The 19,703-nt window shown below is 65.9% G+C and carries 17 protein-coding genes; 9 read left to right on the top strand and 8 right to left on the bottom strand.

The window, feature by feature from the left end; genetic code table 11:
• Positions 1 to 170: 170 nt before the first annotated feature.
• A complete protein-coding gene (locus ACZY08_RS26085) occupies positions 171 to 668 on the bottom strand; it encodes a methylated-DNA--[protein]-cysteine S-methyltransferase (protein WP_463747495.1) in 498 nt (165 codons plus the stop codon).
• Positions 665 to 2,158, bottom strand: coding sequence for a DNA-3-methyladenine glycosylase 2 family protein (locus ACZY08_RS26080; RefSeq protein WP_463747494.1), 1,494 nt, complete (start codon positions 2,156 to 2,158; stop codon positions 665 to 667). The genes ACZY08_RS26085 and ACZY08_RS26080 overlap by 4 nt, the downstream gene beginning before the upstream one ends.
• Positions 2,159 to 2,245: 87 nt before the next feature.
• Between ACZY08_RS26080 and glsA the strand changes: the two genes are divergently transcribed.
• A complete protein-coding gene (gene glsA, locus ACZY08_RS26075; RefSeq protein ID WP_463747493.1) occupies positions 2,246 to 3,529 on the top strand; it encodes a glutaminase A in 1,284 nt (427 codons plus the stop codon).
• Here glsA and ACZY08_RS26070 read toward each other — a convergent pair.
• Positions 3,526 to 5,133, bottom strand: coding sequence for an adenylate/guanylate cyclase domain-containing protein (locus tag ACZY08_RS26070; protein ID WP_463747492.1), 1,608 nt, complete (start codon positions 5,131 to 5,133; stop codon positions 3,526 to 3,528). The genes glsA and ACZY08_RS26070 overlap by 4 nt on opposite strands.
• Positions 5,134 to 5,180: 47 nt before the next feature.
• On the opposite strand from ACZY08_RS26070, the gene nucS reads away from it, so the two are divergent.
• The gene (gene nucS, locus ACZY08_RS26065; RefSeq protein ID WP_463747491.1) at positions 5,181 to 5,852 is read left to right on the top strand and encodes an endonuclease NucS; all 672 of its coding nucleotides are present in this window, start codon (positions 5,181 to 5,183) and stop codon (positions 5,850 to 5,852) included.
• Position 5,853: 1 nt separating this feature from the next.
• Here the strand turns inward: nucS and ACZY08_RS26060 are convergent, their stop codons facing one another.
• Entirely contained in the window at positions 5,854 to 6,051 is a 198-nt protein-coding gene (locus ACZY08_RS26060) for a ferredoxin (protein ID WP_463747490.1), read from the bottom strand.
• The gene (locus ACZY08_RS26055; protein ID WP_463747489.1) at positions 6,048 to 7,415 is read right to left on the bottom strand and encodes a cytochrome P450; all 1,368 of its coding nucleotides are present in this window, start codon (positions 7,413 to 7,415) and stop codon (positions 6,048 to 6,050) included. The genes ACZY08_RS26060 and ACZY08_RS26055 overlap by 4 nt, the downstream gene beginning before the upstream one ends.
• Positions 7,416 to 7,520: 105 nt before the next feature.
• Here ACZY08_RS26055 and ACZY08_RS26050 point away from each other — a divergent pair, with 105 nt between their 5' ends.
• Both ACZY08_RS26050 and ACZY08_RS26045 read left to right on the top strand, forming a co-directional pair.
• The gene (locus tag ACZY08_RS26050; protein WP_463747488.1) at positions 7,521 to 8,162 is read left to right on the top strand and encodes a TetR/AcrR family transcriptional regulator; all 642 of its coding nucleotides are present in this window, start codon (positions 7,521 to 7,523) and stop codon (positions 8,160 to 8,162) included.
• Positions 8,159 to 8,449, top strand: a complete 291-nt coding sequence (locus ACZY08_RS26045; RefSeq protein ID WP_463747487.1) for a hypothetical protein — start codon at positions 8,159 to 8,161, stop codon at positions 8,447 to 8,449. The genes ACZY08_RS26050 and ACZY08_RS26045 overlap by 4 nt, the downstream gene beginning before the upstream one ends.
• Positions 8,450 to 8,453: 4 nt before the next feature.
• On the opposite strand, the gene mce is transcribed toward ACZY08_RS26045, so the two are convergent.
• Positions 8,454 to 8,927, bottom strand: coding sequence for a methylmalonyl-CoA epimerase (gene mce, locus ACZY08_RS26040; protein WP_454791278.1), 474 nt, complete (start codon positions 8,925 to 8,927; stop codon positions 8,454 to 8,456).
• Positions 8,928 to 9,009: 82 nt separating this feature from the next.
• Here mce and ACZY08_RS26035 point away from each other — a divergent pair, with 82 nt between their 5' ends.
• The 3 genes from ACZY08_RS26035 to ACZY08_RS26025 are packed head-to-tail and all read left to right on the top strand — an operon-like array spanning position 9,010 to position 11,565.
• Positions 9,010 to 10,203 carry an acetyl-CoA C-acetyltransferase gene (locus tag ACZY08_RS26035; RefSeq protein ID WP_463747486.1) on the top strand — a complete coding sequence of 398 codons (1,194 nt, stop codon included), beginning with the start codon at positions 9,010 to 9,012 and terminating at the stop codon, positions 10,201 to 10,203.
• A gap of 56 nt (positions 10,204 to 10,259) precedes the next feature.
• Entirely contained in the window at positions 10,260 to 10,643 is a 384-nt protein-coding gene (locus ACZY08_RS26030) for a DUF3817 domain-containing protein (protein ID WP_463747485.1), read from the top strand.
• Between the two features lie 13 nt (positions 10,644 to 10,656).
• Positions 10,657 to 11,565, top strand: a complete 909-nt coding sequence (locus tag ACZY08_RS26025; protein WP_463747484.1) for a tetratricopeptide repeat protein — start codon at positions 10,657 to 10,659, stop codon at positions 11,563 to 11,565.
• A 76-nt stretch (positions 11,566 to 11,641) separates the two neighbouring features.
• Here ACZY08_RS26025 and glgB read toward each other — a convergent pair whose 3' ends face one another.
• Complete coding sequence (gene glgB, locus ACZY08_RS26020; protein ID WP_463747483.1) at positions 11,642 to 13,849, bottom strand: 1,4-alpha-glucan branching protein GlgB; 2,208 nt, start codon at positions 13,847 to 13,849, stop codon at positions 11,642 to 11,644.
• Between the two features lie 7 nt (positions 13,850 to 13,856).
• On the bottom strand, positions 13,857 to 15,935 hold the full coding sequence (locus ACZY08_RS26015; protein WP_463747482.1) for an alpha-1,4-glucan--maltose-1-phosphate maltosyltransferase: 2,079 nt from the start codon (positions 15,933 to 15,935) through the stop codon (positions 13,857 to 13,859).
• A 215-nt stretch (positions 15,936 to 16,150) separates the two neighbouring features.
• Here ACZY08_RS26015 and ACZY08_RS26010 point away from each other — a divergent pair, with 215 nt between their 5' ends.
• Together ACZY08_RS26010 and ACZY08_RS26005 are read left to right on the top strand one after the other, a co-directional pair.
• Complete coding sequence (locus ACZY08_RS26010) at positions 16,151 to 18,772, top strand: glycosyltransferase family 1 protein (protein WP_463747481.1); 2,622 nt, start codon at positions 16,151 to 16,153, stop codon at positions 18,770 to 18,772.
• Positions 18,769 to 19,617, top strand: coding sequence for a Vgb family protein (locus tag ACZY08_RS26005; protein WP_463747480.1), 849 nt, complete (start codon positions 18,769 to 18,771; stop codon positions 19,615 to 19,617). Before ACZY08_RS26010 ends, ACZY08_RS26005 begins: the two co-directional genes overlap by 4 nt.
• Positions 19,618 to 19,703 lie beyond the last annotated feature (86 nt).

Raw genomic sequence — 19,703 nt, 5'->3', positions numbered from 1 at the left:
CGGAAGCTAAGCCTGCCAGCGCCGATGATACTACCCTGTCGGGTGGAAAAGTAGGACACCGCCGAACACAAATTAAGTCCCGAGCCCTCCAATTTCGATTGGGGGGCTCGGGCATTTTTGTATGTAGGTACGTTTTTCAATTCTTCTAAAGAATTGAAAAACGGCCTTATTCAATTGAAAAGAGCCGGCATTGTGCGGCTTCTCTCCAATTCCAACAAGGCTCGCTTGCGCCCCAGGCCGCCGCCGTACCCGGTAAGGCTGCCATTCGCACCGATCACCCGATGACACGGCACGATGATGCCGATCGGATTGTGCCCGTTGGCCAGGCCGACCGCCCGAGAGGCGGCCGGTGAGCCGATCTGTCGGGCGATCTCACCGTATGAGCAGGTCTCGCCGTAAGGAATGGTCTGGAGGGCCTCCCATACGCGACGTTGAAACTGCGTCCCCACCATGTCGAGCTCGACGTCGAATTCGGTACGGTCGCCGGCGAAATAGGCGGTCAGTTGATCTACGGCTTCGGCAAAGGCGGTCTCGTCGCTCTGCCAGCCCTCGCGGCTCGGCTCATATGTCTGATCGACCATCCGCAGGTGCATTAGCTTTCCATCCCGGCCGGCCAGCGTGAGAAGGCCGACCGGGCTGTCCATGGTGCGGTAGTGCAGTGTCGTCATGACTTCTCCTCTTGATCGTGCGGGGGCCATTCGTTCACCGCGTGGTCCAGTGTGGTCCACAGGTGCTGTGTCGCGTAGGCGCGCCATGGTCGCCAGCGGCTGCTGTGCTCCGCCAGCCCGTTCGTAGGCAAGCCCAACTGATCGGCCGCAGCGCGCACACCGAGATCGGTGGCGGGAAAGGCATCTGGATCACCGAGGCCGCGCATGGCGATCACCTCCGTGGTCCATGGCCCCACTCCGGGAAGCGCAAGGAGCTGTTCGCGGGCCCGCTCCCAGTCGGATCCGGGATCGAGGATCAGATCCCCCTCCGCGATCGCCGCCACCAGTGCGGTGACCGTCCGCTTCCTGGATGCCGGCATCGCGAGATCGCGGGGGTCCAGGTCGGTGAGAGAGGTGATGTCGGGAAAGGCGTGCGTCAGCCCGCCGGACTCGTCGGAGACCGGCGTTCCGTAGTGGGCGACCAGGCGACCCACGTGAGTGCATGCCGCCTTGATCGACACCTGCTGGCCGATCACCACCCGGAGCGCGAGTTCGGCTTCATCGACGGTGCGGGGGATACGCTGCCCCGGCGCCTTGGCCACCACCGCTGCGAGCTCCGGGTCGTCCTGGAGTGCGTCGATAACCGCCTCGGGGTCGGCGTCGAGGTCCAATAGTCGTCGGCACCGCGCGATGGCGGCCGCGAGGTCACGGAAGTCGTCGAGCACCAACTGGCAGCGGACATGGTCGGGCTGCGGCGTCAGGCCGGCCACACCGTGGCCGTGCGGCAGCTTCAGAGTGCGCCGGAACTGCCCCTCACGGACCTCTTCCAACCCTGGCACTGCACTGGCAGCCAAGTGGCCGAACAACCCTTCGTAGGCGAACGGGGTCCGTACGGGCAGCCGTAGCGACAGGACGCCGGGGGCGGCAGAGGCTTCGGTCGTGAATCGGCTGCGGGCCCGCAGCCGGAGCTGGGTGGGCGTCAGATCGCACACCGTGCGGACGGTGTCGTTGAACTGTCGGATGCTGGCGAAACCTGCGGCAAACGCCACGTCCGCAAACGGCAGCTCGGTGGTTTCGATCAGAACCCGAGCGGTCTGGGTGCGTTGCGCCCGGGCCAGCGCCAGGGGATTGGCGCCCAGCTCGGCCTGCATGATGCGTTGCAACTGCCGGCTCGTGTAGCCCACACGGCAGGCCAGCCCGGTTACTCCTTCGCGGTCCACAATTCCGTCGGCGATCAGCCGCATGCACCGCGCCACGACGTCGCCGCGCACATTCCATTCAGGGGAGCCCGGCGAGGCGTCAGGGCGGCACCGTTTGCATGCGCGGAACCCGGCTGCCTGGGCGGCCGCGGCAGTGGGATAGAACCGCATGTTGCGGGCAAAAGGTGGGCGCACCGGGCAGCTGGGGCGGCAGTAGATCCCGGTGGTGAGCACGGCGGTGACGAACCAGCCGTCGAACCGTGCGTCCTTGGACTGGACGGCCCGGTGACAGCGGTCGAAATCCTCGTGCATGCGTTCCACGATGGCACGGCATACGACACTTCACTAGCGGAAAAGCGACATGGTCGTGATATGCGGCCCGCAGCTAGACTCCGACCTGTGGCCGAGCTGGTGCAGCACTACCTGGACCGGATTCGTGCCGAGCAGATCGACGTGCGGGACGGCGCCCTGGCGAGCTATATCCCCGAACTCGCCAACGTCGACCCCGAGGGTTTCGGGCTCAGTTTGTCCTCCTCGGACGGCTATGTCTACGAGTCCGGTGACGCTGCAATCGAATTCACCGTCCAGTCGATTTCGAAGCCGTTCACCTATGCGCTGGCGTTGGACCAGATCGGCCAGGATACTGTCGACGCCAAGATCGGTGTCGAACCCTCCGGCGAAGCGTTCAACGAGATCAGTGTCGACGACGTCACCAAGACGCCGAAGAATCCCATGATCAACGCCGGTGCGATTGCCGCAGTTTCGCTGATACCCGGAGCGAGTCCCGACGAGAAGTTCGAGCACATCCGCGAGTTCTACTCGGCATGCGCGGGCCGAGCGCTCGAGATCGACACGAACGTCTACGCATCGGAGAAGGCCACCGGCAACCGAAATCGGGCTATCGCCTACATGTTGGCCAGTTTCGGTGTGCTGGACGGTGATCCGGACGAGGTGCTGGACGTGTACTTCCGGCAGTGCTCGGTCAAGGTGACCAGCACCGATCTGGCCCGGATGGCCGCCACACTGGCCCGGGGCGGGCTCAATCCGATGACCGGCCGACGGGTGGTCGATGCGAATGTGGTTCGGCGCACCCTCAGTGTGATGGTGACCTGCGGGATGTATGACGCGACAGGTGATTGGGTCAGTGCTGTGGGCATGCCCGCCAAGAGCGGGGTCGGTGGTGGCATCGTGGCGGTGCTGCCCGGCCAACTCGGCATCGGCGTCTACTCGCCACGTCTGGATGCCCGCGGTAACAGTGTGCGCGGCGTACGGGTATGCCGAAACCTGTCCTCACAGCTGGGATTGCACTTCCTCAGCGTCACCCGCGAGTCGTCGTCGACGCTACGGGCGGTGTTCGAGGTCAGCCCGGGCATTCGGGTCTATGAGGTTCAGGGCGATCTGTTGTTCGCCGGTGCCGAGCAGGTACTGCGGACCGCCGAGCACGATCGTGGCGAGTATGACGTCGCGGTACTGGACGTCACCCGGGTCGACGACATCGACGATGCCGCACGCGGCATGCTCACCGGGATGCGGGCCAGTCTGGCCGCCGCGGGCAAGGACGCCTATCTCGTCGACCCCGACGGCCGTGTGGTGCCGGCCGACCGACGCGGCGACTACGACGCGATCGTGTTCCGCACCCTTGACGAGGCGGTCGGCGCGGCGCGGCAGTGGGGTGCCGGCTAGGCGGGGACGGCGACGCGGGTCGGCTCGCCCAGCCCACGAAGGGCCACCGATTCACCCAGCGACCAACGGGCTCTTTCAGTTTCGGACGCGTTCGCGATGGTGTCCGATGAGGCCACCAGATGTCCGGGCACCTGCTTGGAGAAATCGCACAGTCGCGCGGCCTCGTTGACCGGTTCCCCGATGACGGTGTACTCGAAGCGTTGCTTGGCGCCGACGTTGCCCGCCACAACCTGGCCGGCCGCTACCCCGATGCCTGCCTCGAGCTCCGGCACCTCGGTTCGGAGCCGCCGCGCGATCGCCCGTGCGGCTCCCAGGGCCTCGTCCTCGGCGTTGGGCAGCGAGACGGGCGCACCGAACACCGCCAGTATTGCGTCGCCCTCGAACTTGTTGACCAGCCCACGGTGATTGTCGACCTCATCGACGATGACCGCGAAGAACCGGTTGAGCAGATCGACCACCTCGACGGCGGGCCGTGTGGTCACCAACTGTGTCGAACCGATGACGTCGACGAAAATCACTGCGGCGTGGCGTTCCTCGCCGCCGAGCACGGGTTTCTCCTGCTCGGCAAGTGCGGCGACCTCGCGGCCGACATGTCGGCCGAAAAGATCACGGACCCGTTCCCGCTCGCGCAGGCCGTGCACCATCGAGTTGAATCCGCGTTGCAGCTGGCCCAGTTCGGTGCCGTCGAACACGACCAGATTGGTGTCGAGTTCACCTCTTTCGACCCGATTGAGAGCAGCGCGTACGACGCGGATCGGGGTTGCGGTGAGAAAGGACAAGATCCACATCAGCAGGAAGCCGAACACCAATGCGAAGGAGCCGAGGCCGATGACGGCATAGGCGAATTGGGTCGGGGTGAGGTTGTTGAGCGTCACGGCGAACACCGCGGCGAGCATGATGCCCAGGATCGGAACGCCCGAACTGAGCGCCCATACCACCATGGTGCGGCCCATGATGCCCGGAGCCAGCCGGACCGGCGGCGGGCCGGCTTCCAGTGCCTGAGCGGCCACCGGTCTAAGCGCGAACTCGGTGAACAGATGGCAGCTGACCGACAACACGATGCCGGGAAAGCTGATGCCCAGCAGGAACTTCGGAATGTAATCGGTGTTGACGAGTCCGTAGAGCGTCGTCAGTAGCGCGGTGCCTACGCCCCACAGAATCAGCAGCACGCGGGTGAGCCGGAAGGGCGCAAGGAAGGTATTCCGCTGGTCTGCGACGGTGGGTGGGCGCTCTTCGATGGCCCAGCGCACGTTGTCGATCACCCTGGTCGTCGCCCAGAACACCCCGACAACCAGGGCGGCCGCCATGTAGATGGGGGCCACGATGAAGGTGATCCAGCGGACCTGCGGATCGAACACGTCGGGCGTCGGGAACAACAGCGTGACGATGATCATCGAGATGCCGATACCGAGCAGGTTCACGAGTATCACGAACGTCGTGAGGATGACCTGGATGCGCACCCTGCGCCGGCGTTGACTCTCCGATACCCGGCCCAGCACCCACGATCCGTACTCCGGCGTGGCCGCCGGCAACTTGCTGCTTTGGCGGGTGACGCCTTCAAGGACGCGGCCCAGCCGTCGTGCCAGCGATTTGTCGGAGTTCATTGTGGCGTCGAGCCTAGTTCGTCTTACGTGCCCTTAAGGTGGATCGGGTGCGCCTCGTGATTGCCCAGTGCACCGTCGACTATGTCGGGCGGCTGACCGCTCACCTTCCTTCGGCCCGCCGGCTGTTGTTGTTCAAGTCCGACGGTTCGATCAGTGTCCATGCCGATGATCGCGCCTACAAGCCGCTGAACTGGATGAGCCCGCCGTGCTGGCTCACCGAGGCTGACACCGATGGTGTGCCGCTCTGGGTGGTCGAGAACAAGGCCGGCGAGCAGCTGCGCATCACCGTCGAGGACATCGAACACGACTCCAGCCACGAACTCGGTGTCGATCCCGGTCTGGTGAAGGACGGCGTAGAGGCGCACCTGCAGGTACTGCTGGCCGAACACGTCGAGCTCCTGGGCGCCGGATACACGCTGGTGCGCCGCGAGTACCCGACCGCGATCGGCCCGGTCGATCTGATGTGCCGTGACGAGCTGGGCGGTTCGGTGGCCGTGGAGATCAAGCGCCGCGGGGAGATTGACGGCGTGGAGCAGCTCACGCGTTACCTCGACCTGCTCAACCGCGATACCGTTTTGGCCCCGGTGGCGGGCGTGTTCGCTGCTCAGCAGATCAAGCCACAGGCCCGAACTCTGGCTACGGACCGTGGAATCCGTTGCGTGACTTTGGATTATGACCAGATGCGGGGTATGGACAGCAACGAATACCGGCTGTTCTGAGTCAGTCCGGCGTGGCCTCGATCGCGCCGGTCGGGCAGCGCGAGATGGCCTCGTCCAACTTCGAACCCGGTTCGACGAACGCTTGGATCGGGTGTGCCGCTCCGTCGTCGCCCATGTCGAACAAGGTCGGCCTGAAAGCCAGGCAGGTGCCCGACCCGATGCACAGCTCCGGGTCGACTGTGACCCGCACGGCGCTCATGAGGCGCGCCCCACGCCGGCCCGCCTGCGTAGGGTGACGGTGGCCCGTCGGCCCGGCAACAGCAAGACGGTGTGCGCCTGCTGATCTTCGGCGGCTGACGTATCGGGGACGAACGTCATCTCCTGCAGAATTGTGCGCAAGAGAACCCGGGCCTCGAACATCGCCATGTTCCCACCGAGGCAGCGGTTGATGCCGCCGCCAAACGGCAGCCAGTGGTACGGATCGGGTGTCGTGTCCAGGAACCGTTCCGGCCGGAAATCGTCGGGCGCGTCATATAGGTCGTCACGCCGGTGGATGCCGTTGATGTAAAGCCACACCATCGACCCTCGCGGAAGGAACACATCATTGACGACGACATCACGTTTCACCGCGCGCGCCGTGAACGGGATTGTGGGGCGCAACCGCAGGGTCTCGGTGATCACCGCGTCGAGATAGGTGTCGTCGCCGGCGGCCACCGTCTCCTCGAGCCGATTCAGCACCTCGGGATGCCGGACCAGTCGCTCGACCACCCACGACAACGTCGCGGCGGTGGTGTCGTTGCCGGCGACCAGCAGCAGACGCTGAAAACCTGCGAGCATCTCGTCGTCCATCAAGCCTTCCTCGTCGGCCTGCTGGAGTCGCAGGAAGACTGCCAGGCAATCGCTCCGATCGACGTCGTTCGGCGATGAGCGCCGTGCGGCGATCTCGTCGTAGGTCACCTGGTCCATCCCCGTCAGGATCTTCTGGAGCGCGGGGAAGGGTAGCCAGCGTCCGCGCGACACCATCGATGCGGCGTATCGCAGAGCCATCCCGCGAGATCCGACGATGCGGTCGAGTTGGTCCATGTGGTCGCACAGCCGTGCCCGTCGCTCGGGTTCGGTGACGCCGAAGACGACGGACATGATCACTTCGCGGGCCAAAGTCAGCATGTGCGAATGGAAGCGGATCGGCGTGTCCGTCGGGAGGTCGCGGATGAGGCGACGGGCGGCGTCTTCCATGGCGGGTTCGTAACCCTTCAGGGCCTTTCCCATGAACGCCGGCGCGACCTTGCGCCGCATCACCGTGTGGTCATCGCTGGCCCACCACTCCATGATCTTCTTGTCGAGGATGATCTCGTGCGGCGCCAGTCGTCGTAGCGCAGTGCCGAACGACAGCGCCCGCGTCTTGTCCTGGAAAACGGCACGAACGTCGTCGGGCGACGAGGTCCAGAACATCGTCGGCAACAGCGGAACGTCCAAGACGAACCGCTCGCCGAGCGTCGCGAAGTGCTGCCGGGCCGTTTCGGGTGCGAGGAACAACTTTGCCCATGCTGCGGCCGAGACCTTCGGGCGCGGCAGGCTGTCGAGTGTGGTGACCGGCTGTGTTGCCGGGCTGGTGATGCTCATCGCGACTCCCTGGAAACCATGGTTGGTTCGGCGTTCTTTCTCTAAGGTACGACATAGTACTTTTGAAACGCAAGGCATCGCCTGCTGCGGCGTAAGGTCCCGGGGGTGAGCACGCTGTCAGGGTCTGTTCCGAAGTCGGCGCCCGGGCTACCCCGCGGCCGCGCCAGTCTCGACCCGCTCGACGCAACCGCGGACCAGCGGGCGCGAGTACTGCGCGCCGTCATCTCCGCGGTCGCAGAGAAGGGATATCAGGCGACCACGATCACCGACATCGTCGAACGGGCCCGGGTGTCCCGCAGCGTGATGTACCGGGAGTTCGACGGGAAGCTGGACTGTTTCTTGGCCGCGATCGAAGCGGGTCGGGAATTGATCACGACGCGTATCGCGGACGCAATCACCGATGTGCCGGGCGGTTCGCTGGAAACGGTGCTGCGGGCCATCAGTCGGGCCTACCTGGAAACGTGTGCGCGCGAACCAGACCACACTCGCGCGTGGGTGCTCGAACTGGCCGCTGCGGGCCCGAAAGGTGTTGAAGCGCGCGACAGGTACCTGGACGGTTTCGCCACGCTGATGCGAGAGATCGACTGCGAGTACGGAAGTGGACGGCCCCGCCCGGCGGAGCACTACGTCGCGCTGGTCGGAGGCATCACCGAACTGGTCGGCCGCGAGGTGCGCGCCGGCACTCCGGCAACGCTACCGCGGCTCGAAGGAGCGCTGACAACTGCGGCACTGGCAATGTTGCGATGACCAAGCGACGGACCCCGTCGCGCCGGGAACGGCCGCTGCGGCCGCTACCGCGTTCGCGGCGCGTCGAGACGGGCCCCGACGGTTACGACTACGAGGTGCGGGTGGTCACCGCATCACGGGCGGTCAAGGTTTATCGATGCCCCGGTTGTGACCACGAGATCCGCGTGGCCACCGCACACGTGGTGGTGGTGCCGGTCGATGTCGGCGATGTCGAGGACCGCAGGCACTGGCACACCGCCTGCTGGGCGAACCGGGCCAACCGCGGCCCGACGAGAAAGTGGTCCTGAGCAGTCAGTGCTCGTCGGCGGCGGGTTCCACCAGCTCGATCAGCACGCCGCCGGCGTCCTTGGGGTGGACGAAGTTGATGCGTGAGTTGGCCGTGCCCTTGCGGGGGGCGTCGTAGAGGAGCCGAACACCGTTGCTGCGCAGCCGCTCGGACAGGGCATCGATGTCACTGGTCCGGTAGGCCAGCTGCTGCAGGCCGGGGCCGCGGGTGTCGATGAACTTGGCGATCGTCGACTTCTCGTTCAGCGGGGCCAGAAGCTGGATCTGGGCACTGCCCTTGGGGGCACCGCGCACCGAGAGCATCGCCTCGCGGACGCCCTGCTCTTCGTTGATCTCCTCGTGCAGGACGATCATGCCGAGGTTGTCGTGATACCACTTGGCGGTGGCGTCCAGATCGGCGACAGCGATGCCGACGTGATCGATCGCCGTCACCAGCGCGCTTGCGAGCAGTGGACGGGCATCAACCTGATCGGCGGTCATAACGTAACGGTAACCTTTACCCGAACGTTTGCGTATGTGTGATCGCCCACACAGCTCTTGGACCTGGCATTGGAGGTAGGAAATGACTGCGGAAAATCGCACGTCGGTGATCGTTGCTGGAGCGCGTACTCCGGTCGGCAAGTTGATGGGTTCGCTGAAGGATTTTTCCGGTAGCGACCTGGGTGCGGTCGCCATCCGCGGCGCCCTGGAGAAGGCGAATGTGGACGCCTCGCTGGTGGACTACGTGATCATGGGTCAGGTGCTGACCGCGGGCGCCGGGCAGATGCCCGCCCGCCAGTCCGCCGTGGCCGCCGGCATCGGCTGGGACGTGCCCGCGCTGACCATCAACAAGATGTGTCTGTCGGGCATCGACGCGATCGCACTGGCTGACCAGCTCATCCGGGCCGGCGAGTTCGAGGTTGTCGTCGCGGGTGGCCAGGAGTCGATGAGTCAGGCCCCGCACCTGCTGCCCAAGAGCCGTGAGGGCTACAAGTACGGCGATGCGACACTGGTCGACCACCTGGCCTACGACGGTCTGCACGACGTGTTCACCGATCAGCCGATGGGCGCGCTCACCGAGCAGCGCAACGACGTCGACAAGTTCACCCGTGCCGAGCAGGACGAGTTTGCTGCACAGTCGCACCAGAAGGCCGCCGCGGCGTGGAAGGACGGGGTGTACGCCGACGAGGTGGTGCCGGTGTCGATCCCGCAGCGCAAGGGCGACCCGATCGAGTTCGCCGAGGACGAGGGCATCCGGGCCAACACCACCGCCGAATCGCTGGGTGGCCTGCGTCCGGCCTTCCGCGAGGACGGCACCATCACGGCCGGCTCGTCGTCGCAGATCTCCGACGGTGCGGCCGCGGTTGTCGTGATGAGTAAAGCCAAGGCGCAGGAGCTGGGCCTGGACTGGCTGTGCGAGATCGGCGCTCACGGTGTGGTGGCCGGTCCGGACTCCACGCTGCAGAGCCAGCCGGCCAACGCGATCAAGAAGGCTGTCGAGCGCGAGGGCATCAGCGTCGACCAACTCGACGTGCTCGAGATCAACGAGGCGTTCGCTGCGGTATCGCTGGCCTCGACGAAGGAGCTGGGTGTCGATTCGGCCAAGGTGAACGTCAACGGCGGCGCGATCGCCATCGGCCACCCGATCGGGATGTCCGGTGCCCGCATCACCCTGCATGCGGCGCTGGAACTGGCACGTAAGGGGTCCGGCTACGCAGTCGCCGCGCTGTGTGGCGCCGGTGGCCAGGGTGATGCCCTGATCCTGCGTCGCCCGTAGCTAACCGACGACGCAAGAACGACGCTGCGTAGTAGCTGGCTGCCGGTTCGGGCACAATGGCGGCCATGACACGCTCCTTCGACCTGCGCACGATTGCCGGCTGGTTCCGGCTCATCGCCCTCGCCGAGGCGGTGAGCTGGGCCGGTCTGCTGGTCGGCATGTACTTCAAGTACCTGGGTAGTCCGCGCACCGAGATCGGTGTGAAGGTGTTCGGCCCGATCCACGGCGGCGTTTTCATCGCTTTCGTGGTTGCGGCCGTGCTGGTCGGTGCGGCTCGCAAATGGGACGTCGGCACCTGGATTCTGGCGTTGCTGGCCAGTGTCGTGCCCTTGGGCAGTGTGATGTTCGTCATGTGGGCTGATCGGACTGCCCGAATCGAATCGGGCGAAGCTCCGGCGCTGGTGGCGCAACCGGGCGGTGCTGCCGCGGAAACGACGTGACAGACTTGATGACGTGACTCGTCCACGACCTTCTGTCGGGCCGGCGTTGGCCGGCGCGGTTGACCTCTCGGCACTCAAGCAACGGCCCGCGGCGGGCGACTCGGGCGTTGGCCCCAGCGCATCCGGTGGCCCGAACGTCGCCGAGGTGAACGAAGCCAACTTCGAAGCCGAGGTGCTGGTCCGCTCGGGCCAGGTCCCGGTGGTGGTGCTGCTGTGGTCGCCACGCAGTGATTCCAGCGCCGCCCTGGGAGACGCGTTGGCAGGTCTGGCTGCCGCCGACAACGGCAAGTGGTCCTTGGCGCTGGTCAACGTCGACACCACCCCGCGGGTGGCGCAGATGTTCGGCATCCAGGGCGTGCCCACCGTCGTTGCGCTGGCCGGAGGACAGCCGATCGCCAGCTTCCAGGGCTCGCAGCCGGCGGACGAACTCCGTCGCTGGGTCGATTCGCTGCTCGAGGCGACTGCGGGCAAGCTGACCGGATCGGGCTCCGGTGACGATGAGCCGGAGCAGGTCGATCCCGAGTTGGCCGCGGCCCGGGCCCACCTGGACGAGGGCAACTTTGACGCCGCAGCGGCTGCCTACCAGGCCATTCTCGATGCCCAGCCCAATCATTCCGAGGCCAAGGGCGCCGTCCGACAGATCGCGTTCCTGCAGCGGGCCAGCGCGCAGCGCCCCGATGCGGTGGCTGCTGCCGACGCCGCTCCTGACGACATCGAGGCGGCCTTCGCCGCTGCCGACGCCGAACTTCTCGCACAAAATGTGTCGGCTGCCTTCGATCGGCTGATCGCATTGATCAAGCGCACGGCAGGCGATGACCGGACCGCGGTGCGGACCCGGCTCGTAGAGCTGTTCGACCTGTTCGACCCGGCCGATCCCGAGGTCGTCGCGGGCCGTCGCAATCTGGCCAACGCGCTGTACTGATTTTCTTCCGCCGAACAGACACAAACCTGCCCCTTTTCGCTCGAAAAGGGGCAGGTTTATGTCTGCTCGCGGGGGACTAGGCGGGCTCGAACCAGAGCATCGCCAGCGGCGGCAGCACCATCACCGCCGAGGCCGGGCGACCGTGCCACGGTTCGCCGGTTGCCTGTACCGCACCGAAGTTCCCGATGCCCGCCCCGTTGTAGATGGTCGCGTCGGTGTTGAGCACTTCCTGCCAGTCGCCGGCATGAGGTAGACCCAGCCGGTACTCGCTGTGCTCACTGCCGGCGAAGTTGACCACGCAGGCCAGCACCGAACCGTCGGCACCGAACCGCAGGAAGCTCAGCACGTTGTTGGCCGAGTCGTTCGCATCGATCCATGAGTAGCCCTCGGGGCTGGTATCGCGGCTCCACAACGCCGGGTGCCGGCGGTAGATCCCGTTGAGATCGCGCACCAACCGTTGTACGCCACCGGAGAAGCCCTGCTCGTCTAGCTGGAACCAGTCCAGCCCCCGTTCCTCCGACCATTCGGCCCGCTGTCCGAATTCCTGGCCCATGAACAACAGTTGCTTACCGGGGTGGGCCCACTGATAGGCCAGCAGGCTGCGCAGGCCGGCGGCCTTGGCGTGGTCGTCACCGGGCATCCGGCTCCACAGGGTGCCCTTGCCGTGCACGACCTCGTCATGGCTGATCGGGAGCACATAGTTCTCACTGAAGGCGTACAGCATCGAGAACGTCATCTCGTGGTGGTGATAGCTGCGGTGCACCGGGTCGTGGCTGACGTAGTCGAGCGTGTCGTTCATCCAGCCCATGTTCCACTTCATCGAGAAACCAAGGCCGCCAAGGCTGGTCGGGCGGGTGACACCGGGCCAGGAGGTCGACTCCTCGGCAATGGTGACGATTCCCGGGGTCACCTTGTGCACGGTGGCGTTCATCTCCTGCAGGAACTGCACCGCCTCCAGGTTCTCCCGGCCGCCGTGGATGTTCGGCGTCCAGCCGCCCTCGGGGCGGGAGTAGTCGAGGTAGAGCATCGAGGCGACCGCGTCCACCCGCAGGCCGTCGACGTGGTATTCCTGCAGCCAGTACAACGCGTTGGCGACCAGGAAGTTGCGTACCTCGGGCCGGCCGAAGTCGAAAACGTAAGTGCCCCAGTCGAGCTGCTCGCCCCGGCGCGGGTCGGAATGCTCGTAGAGCGGTGTGCCGTCGAAGCGGCCGAGGGCCCAGGCGTCTTTGGGGAAATGGGCCGGGACCCAGTCGACGATCACCCCGATCCCGGCGCGGTGCAGCGAATCCACCAGGTACCGGAAGTCGTCAGGAGTCCCCAACCTGGAGGTCGGGGCGTAATAGGACGTGACCTGATAGCCCCACGAACCGCCGAACGGGTGCTCCGCCACCGGGAGCAGTTCGACGTGCGTGAAACCCTGTTCCACAACGTATTCGGTGAGCTCGGTGGCCAGCTGCCGGTAACTGAGCCCGGGGCGCCAGGACATCAGGTGCACCTCGTAGGTGCTCATCGGTTCGAACACCGGATTCTGTTCGGCGCGCCGGGTCATCCACTTGCCGTCGGTCCAGGTGTAGGAGCTCTCGGTGACCCGGGATGCGGTTTGCGGTGGCACCTCGGTCGCGAATGCCATGGGGTCGGCACGGTCGGCGGTGACGCCGCCCGCGCCGCGGATGCGGAACTTGTACAGACCGTCGGGCGGAAACCCGGGCCAGAACAACTCCCAGACCCCCGATGAGCCCAGCGCCCGCATCTGCGCCTCGTTGCCGTCCCAGTGATTGAAGTCACCGATCACGCTGATGCCCTTGGCATTCGGTGCCCACACCGCGAATGACACGCCTTCGACGACCCCGTCGGGGGTGGTGAAGCTGCGCCGATGTGCGCCCAGGATCTCCCACAGGCGTTCGTGGCGGCCCTCGGAGAACAGGTGCAGGTCGAGTTCGCCGAGGGTAGGCAGGAAGCGGTAGGCATCGGCGGTGGTGTGGGTGAAGATCGATTCGTCGGTGCCCGGATAGCCGATCTCCAGGCGGTAGTCGGCCAGCTTGGTGAACGGAACGGCCACCGCGAAAAGTCCGGAGTCGATGTGTTGCATGGGGAATCTGTCGCCGCCGATCACCGCCACGACCTTGGCGGCGTGCGGGCGGTAGGCGCGGATCACGGTCCGGCCGTTGTACTCGTGGGCCCCCAGTACCGAATGCGGGTCGTGGTGTTGGCCGATCAGCAGTCGCTGGATGTCCGATGGGTCGGGCCGCAGATGCCTGTCGGTGAGGTGGTTGCTTCTTGTCATCTTGTTCTCATTCCCTGCGTAGCAAGCCCAGTCGTTGCTCATAGGGTACGAGTGGCATGTTCAGCACGTGTGCCACCGCCTTGGCGGGATCGATGCGAACGTAATTCGACTGTCCCCATTGGTATTCCTCGCCGGTGATCTCGTCGCGTACCCAGAACCGGTCATGCGATTCCATACCCAGTGCCTCCATGTTCAACCACAACATGGCTTCCTCTGCGCTGAACGGGTTGAGCGTGACCACCACGAGCACGGTGTCTCCGGTGATCGGGTCGAATTTGCTGTAGGCGAGCAGGGCGTCGTTGTCCACATGGTGGAAGGTGAGGGTCCGAAGCTGACGCAGGGCCGGGTGCAGACGCCGGATCTCGTTGAGGCGGGACACGAACGGTTCGAGCGATCGGCCTTCGGCTATCGCCGCCGCGAAGTCGCGGGGACGCAGCTCGTACTTCTCGGAGTCCAGATACTCCTCGCTGCCCTCTCGGACGGCTCGGTGCTCGAACAGTTCGAAGCCCGAATACATGCCCCACGACGGGCTCATGGTGGCGGCCAGTACCGCGCGGATCGCGAACATGCCGGGACCGCCATGCTGCAGCGACTCGTGCAGGATGTCGGGGGTGTTGACCCAGAGACTGGGCCGTGCGCTGTCGGCGTTCGCCGTGATCTCGTTGCCGAATTCGGTGAGCTCCCATTTGTTGGTGCGCCAGGTGAAATACGTGTAGGACTGGGTGAAGCCGCGTTTGGCCAACCCGTAGAGCCGGGCCGGCCGGGTGAACGCCTCGGACAGGAACAGGACGTCCGGATCCTCGTTCTTGACCTCGGCGATCAGCCAGACCCAGAAGTTCGGGGGTTTCGTGTGCGGGTTGTCCACACGAAAGACCTTGACGCCGTGTGAGATCCAGAACCGAACTACCCGTAGCACCTCGTGGAAGAGGCCGGCGGGATCGTTGTCGAAGTTGAGCGGGTAGATGTCCTGGTACTTCTTGGGTGGATTCTCCGCATACGCGATGGTGCCGTCGGGCAGAACGGTGAACCACTCCGGATGCGCTGCGGCCCAGGGATGATCGGGCGCGCACTGCAGTGCCAGATCCAGCGCCACCTCCACGCCTTGCTTGCGGGCGGCGGCCACGAAGTCGTCGAAGTCGTCGATCGTGCCGAGTGCGGGATGCACGGCGTCATGGCCGCCCTCGTCGCTGCCGATGGCCCAGGGTGACCCGACGTCGTTCGGCGCGGCGGTGACCGCGTTGTTGGGGCCCTTGCGGTGCACCTTGCCGATCGGATGGATGGGCGGCAGGTAGACGATGTTGAAGCCCATGCGAGTGATCCGGGGAAGTTCCTCGGCAGCGGTGGCGAACGTGCCGTGCACCGGATGCCCGGCTTTGTCCCAGCCACCCGTGGACCGCGGGAACATCTCGTACCACGAGGAGAACCTGGCCAGCGGCCGGTCGACCCAGACACCGTATTGCTCACCGCGCGTGACCAACTCGCGCAGCGGGTACTGGTCGAGCAACTCGGTGACCTCTTCGGACAGGGCGGCGCCTGCGCGCCGGAACGGGTCACCGGGGATGCGCAGTGCGGCGGAGGCCTCGATCAGCGGGTCGCGCAGTTTGCGGGGCACCCCGGCGGCGGCGCGCTCGAGCAGATGCGCTCCGACCAGCAGGTCGTTGGACAACTCGGCCTCGCTCTGACCGGCGCCGAGCTTGGCTTCGACCGAATGCCTCCAGGTGGCCAGCGGATCGCCCCAGCCGTCGACCCGGTAGGTCCACAGGCCCACGGTGTCGGGCGTGAACTGGCCATGGAAGACATCGGGGGTGTGTCCGGTGGACATGGGCAGGGCCTGCGGCTTGATCCGCTGGGCGGGGCGTAGCACCTGATCGACCGATACCGGCATGACCGCGGTGCCGGGCCCGGTGGCCAGCCGCGGGTATTCGGTACCGAGATACCGCACCACCAGGGTGGCCGCGACCGCGTCGTGGCCTTCGCGCCAGACGGTGGCTCTCACCGGCACCACCTCGCCGACGACGGCTTTTGCCGGGAACTGTCCGCCGAAGACCACAGGCGCGACATCGTCGATTCCGATACGACCGGCCACCCATCCACTCCTCACGTCGTCTCGGTCAAGCGGCTGTCTGTGTTCACTCGCCTTGTCGCGTCTGATACCCACCGTAGTGGGCTGCCCAATCTCGCGGGCGTTAAGCGCGTGCTGACCACAGCATGTACGGACACCGCCGCTCGTACGGCCAACGTTGCCTGAACGGATATCGCTCATCGCTGCACGGAACGGAATTGTCAGTAAGGTTGGGTCGCGTGAAAGCCCTCAGAAGGTTCACCGTCCGCGCGCACCTTCCCGAGCGGTTGGCGGCGCTGGAACGGCTGTCGACCAACCTGCGCTGGTCGTGGCACAAGCCCACCCAGGATCTGTTTGCTGTGCTCGATTCCGAGCTGTGGCAGCAGACCAACGGCGACCCCGTCGCGTTGTTGGGGGCCGTCAGTCCGCAACGGCTCGACGAACTGGCCGGCGACGAATCGTTTCTGGGCCGGCTCGACGAGCTGGCCGCGGATCTGGACAACTATCTGAGCCGGCCGCTGTGGTACCAGCAGCAGATCGCCGACGGCGTCGAGATGCCGAAAGGCATCGCGTACTTCTCGATGGAGTTCGGTGTCGCCGAGGTGCTGCCCAACTATTCGGGCGGTCTGGGCATCCTGGCCGGTGACCATCTGAAATCCGCATCGGATCTGGGGCTGCCGCTCATCGCGGTGGGCCTGTACTACCGCTCGGGTTACTTCCGGCAGTCCCTGACCGCCGACGGGTGGCAGCACGAGACCTACCCGTCGCTGGACCCCCAGGGACTGCCGTTGCGTCTGCTCACTGACGCGTCCGGAGCGCCGGTACTGGTGGAGTTGGCATTGCCGGACGCACGTGAACTGCGGGCCCGGGTCTGGGTGGCCCAGGTGGGCCGGGTTCCACTGCTCCTGCTCGATTCCGATGTACCCGAGAACGAGCACGACCTGCGCGGAGTCACCGACCGGCTTTACGGCGGCGATCAGGAGCACCGGATCAAACAGGAGATCCTGGCCGGTATCGGCGGAGTCCGTGCGATCCGCGCGTTTTCCGAGATCGAAAACCTTCCTGCCCCTGAGGTTTTCCACATGAACGAGGGCCACGCCGGCTTCCTCGGTGTGGAACGTATTCGCGAACTGGTCGCGGCGGGGCTGGATTTCGACACTGCTTTGACGGTTGTGCGTTCCTCGACGGTGTTCACCACCCACACCCCGGTGCCCGCCGGGATCGACCGGTTCCCGGTCGAGATGATCAGGCGTTACTTCGGAGGTCCCGCCGATGACGGCTTGCGCGAAGAGCATCAATCACGCGGGCCGGCCGATTCCCGGCTTCTGCCCGGAGTTCCGCTGGATCGGGTTGTCGCGTTCGGCGCCGAGGAGGATCCGTCGAAGTTCAACATGGCGCACATGGGTCTGCGGCTCGCGCAGCGGGCCAACGGGGTGTCGCTGCTGCACGGTCGGGTCAGCCGGGCCATGTTCAACGACCTGTGGCCGGGATTCGACCGTGCCGAGGTGCCGATCGGCTCGATCACCAACGGTGTGCATGCCCCGACCTGGGCGGCGCCGCAATGGTTGGCCTTGGGCCGCGAGCTGATCGGTTCCGAGGCCGCGGAGCCGGCGGTGTGGGAACGCCTGCAGGAGGTCGACCCGGCCCACATGTGGTGGATCCGTTCGCAGTTGCGCGAGACGTTGATCGCCGACGTGCGGGCCCGGTTGCGGCGTTCCTGGCTGGAGCGCGGTGCGTCCGAAGCCGAACTGGGCTGGATCGCAACGGCTTTCGATCCGTCGGCGCTGACCGTCGGATTCGCCCGGCGGGTGCCGACCTACAAGCGGCTGACGCTGATGCTGCGAGACCCGGAGCGGTTGGAGAAATTGCTGCTCGACGAGAAACGGCCGGTGCAGCTGATCGTTGCCGGGAAGTCGCATCCGGCGGATGACGGCGGCAAGGCGCTGATCCAACAGATCGTGCGGTTCGCCGACCGCCCGGAGGTGCGGCATCGCATCGCGTTCCTGCCCGATTACGACATGTCGATGGCCCGGGTCTTGTACTGGGGTTGCGACGTCTGGCTCAACAATCCGCTGCGGCCATTGGAGGCGTGCGGCACGTCGGGGATGAAGAGCGCACTCAACGGCGGGTTGAACCTGTCCATCAGGGACGGCTGGTGGGATGAGTGGTACGACGGCGAGAACGGATGGGAGATCCCGACCGCCGACGGCGTCGACGACGAGACCCGCCGGGACGATCTGGAGGCCGCCGCGCTGTACGACCTGCTCGAGCATGCGGTCACGCCCAAGTTCTACGAGCGCGACGACCAGGGCGTCCCGACCCGCTGGGTCGAGATGGTGCGCCACACGCTGCAGGTTTTGGGCCCGAAGGTGCTGGCCTCACGCATGGTGCGGGACTACACCGAGAAGTACTACGTGCCCGCAGCCCTGTCGCTGCGCGCGACCGTCGAGGCCACCTCGGGTGCGCCGTTCGGTGCGGCCCGGGAACTGGCCGAGTACCGGCAGCGTGCAGAGGAGGCGTGGCCGAAGATCCAGATCACCGATGTGGACAGCTACGGCCTGCCCGACACACCGCTGTTGGGGTCGCAGTTGACGCTGAAGGCCACGGTGCAGTTGGCCGGCCTGCGGCCCGACGAGGTGACGGTGCAGGCCGTGCTGGGCCGGGTGGACGCCGGCGACGTGATCGTGAACCCGGTGACCGTGCCGATGACGCACGCCGGGTCGTCCGACGGTGGGACCGAGGTGTTCTCGACCAGCACGCCGCTGCCGGTGGCCGGGCCGGTGGGTTACACCGTCCGGGTGTTGCCCCACCATCGGCTGCTGACGGCTGACAACGAGCTGGGCCTGGTGGCACTGGCTTGAGTAGAGCGCTCAAAGTTCAGCTCGACGGCGGACCGTACGCGCTCGCAGCCGGAAGCGACGGCGCGATGTGGGTGACCCTGGTGCACAGCGGCGCCGTCGCCCGCGTCTCGGCCGCCGGCGAGGTGACCACATACCCGGTCGGAGAATGCTCACGTCCGTCGATCATCGCGGCCGGACCGGACGGGGCACTGTGGTTCACCTGCTCCGGTGATGATCGGATCGGCCGGATCACCACGGCGGGGGAGCTGAGCTCCTTCGAATTGCCCGGGGGCAGTGCGCCGTTCGGGATCACCGCGGGCTCCGACGACGCACTGTGGTTCACCACGATGTCGTCGGGCGAGATCGGCCGGATCGGCACCGATGGTGAGATCAGCACCGCAGCCACGGTCGGCGGGATGCCGTCGATGATCACGAAGGGGCCAGACGATGCGTTGTGGTTCACGCTCAACGAGACTGGCTCGGTGGGCCGGCTGACTCTCGACGGATCGCTGTCGGTTCGCGAATTACCCACTCCCGCAGCAGGTCCGGTTGGTATCGCGGCCACTCATGATGACGCCGTGTGGTTCACCGAGATCCGCGCGGACAAGGTGGGCAGAATCCCGGTCCGCGACGCGATCCAGGAGCTTGATCTGCCGGGCAAACCGCACGCGGTGGTCGCCGACCCGACCGACGGAGTGTGGGTCAGTCTGTGGGGCGCCGACCAGATCGCGCGGATCAGCGGCGATGGCGAGGTGGTGACCATCGATCTGCCGCCCGGTAGTGAACCGCACGGGTTGGCGATCGGTCCTGACGGTGCCTGCTGGGTGGCGCTCGAGTGTGGATTCGTCCTGAAAATGCCCACCTGATTGCGCAGGGGCGCTGACGGTCGGGTAAGCACATAGGAATCTTGTTCCCTCCGGGAACGTGGCGATACGTTCCCGCGGGGAGCTGT

It is taken from the genome of Mycobacterium sp. IDUB_9 (genome assembly GCF_055419505.1).
The sequence above is the reverse complement of the archived record's forward strand: the minus strand, read 5'-3'. Positions and strand labels throughout refer to the sequence as shown.

Bases quoted from the DNA above. Each gene is read 5' to 3' on its own strand.
- ACZY08_RS26085 (WP_463747495.1), bottom strand. From the start codon at position 668: ATGACGACACTGCACTACCGCACCATGGACAGCCCGGTCGGCCTTCTC.
- ACZY08_RS26080 (WP_463747494.1), bottom strand. From the start codon at position 2,158: ATGCACGAGGATTTCGACCGCTGTCACCGGGCCGTCCAGTCCAAGGAC.
- ACZY08_RS26070 (WP_463747492.1), bottom strand. From the start codon at position 5,133: ATGAACTCCGACAAATCGCTGGCACGACGGCTGGGCCGCGTCCTTGAA.
- ACZY08_RS26060 (WP_463747490.1), bottom strand. From the start codon at position 6,051: ATGAGCGCCGTGCGGGTCACAGTCGACCCGGAGCTGTGCATCGGGTCG.
- ACZY08_RS26055 (WP_463747489.1), bottom strand. From the start codon at position 7,415: ATGAGCATCACCAGCCCGGCAACACAGCCGGTCACCACACTCGACAGC.
- ACZY08_RS26045 (WP_463747487.1), top strand. From the start codon at position 8,159: ATGACCAAGCGACGGACCCCGTCGCGCCGGGAACGGCCGCTGCGGCCG.
- mce (WP_454791278.1), bottom strand. From the start codon at position 8,927: ATGACCGCCGATCAGGTTGATGCCCGTCCACTGCTCGCAAGCGCGCTG.
- ACZY08_RS26035 (WP_463747486.1), top strand. From the start codon at position 9,010: ATGACTGCGGAAAATCGCACGTCGGTGATCGTTGCTGGAGCGCGTACT.
- ACZY08_RS26030 (WP_463747485.1), top strand. From the start codon at position 10,260: ATGGCGGCCATGACACGCTCCTTCGACCTGCGCACGATTGCCGGCTGG.
- glgB (WP_463747483.1), bottom strand. From the start codon at position 13,849: ATGACAAGAAGCAACCACCTCACCGACAGGCATCTGCGGCCCGACCCA.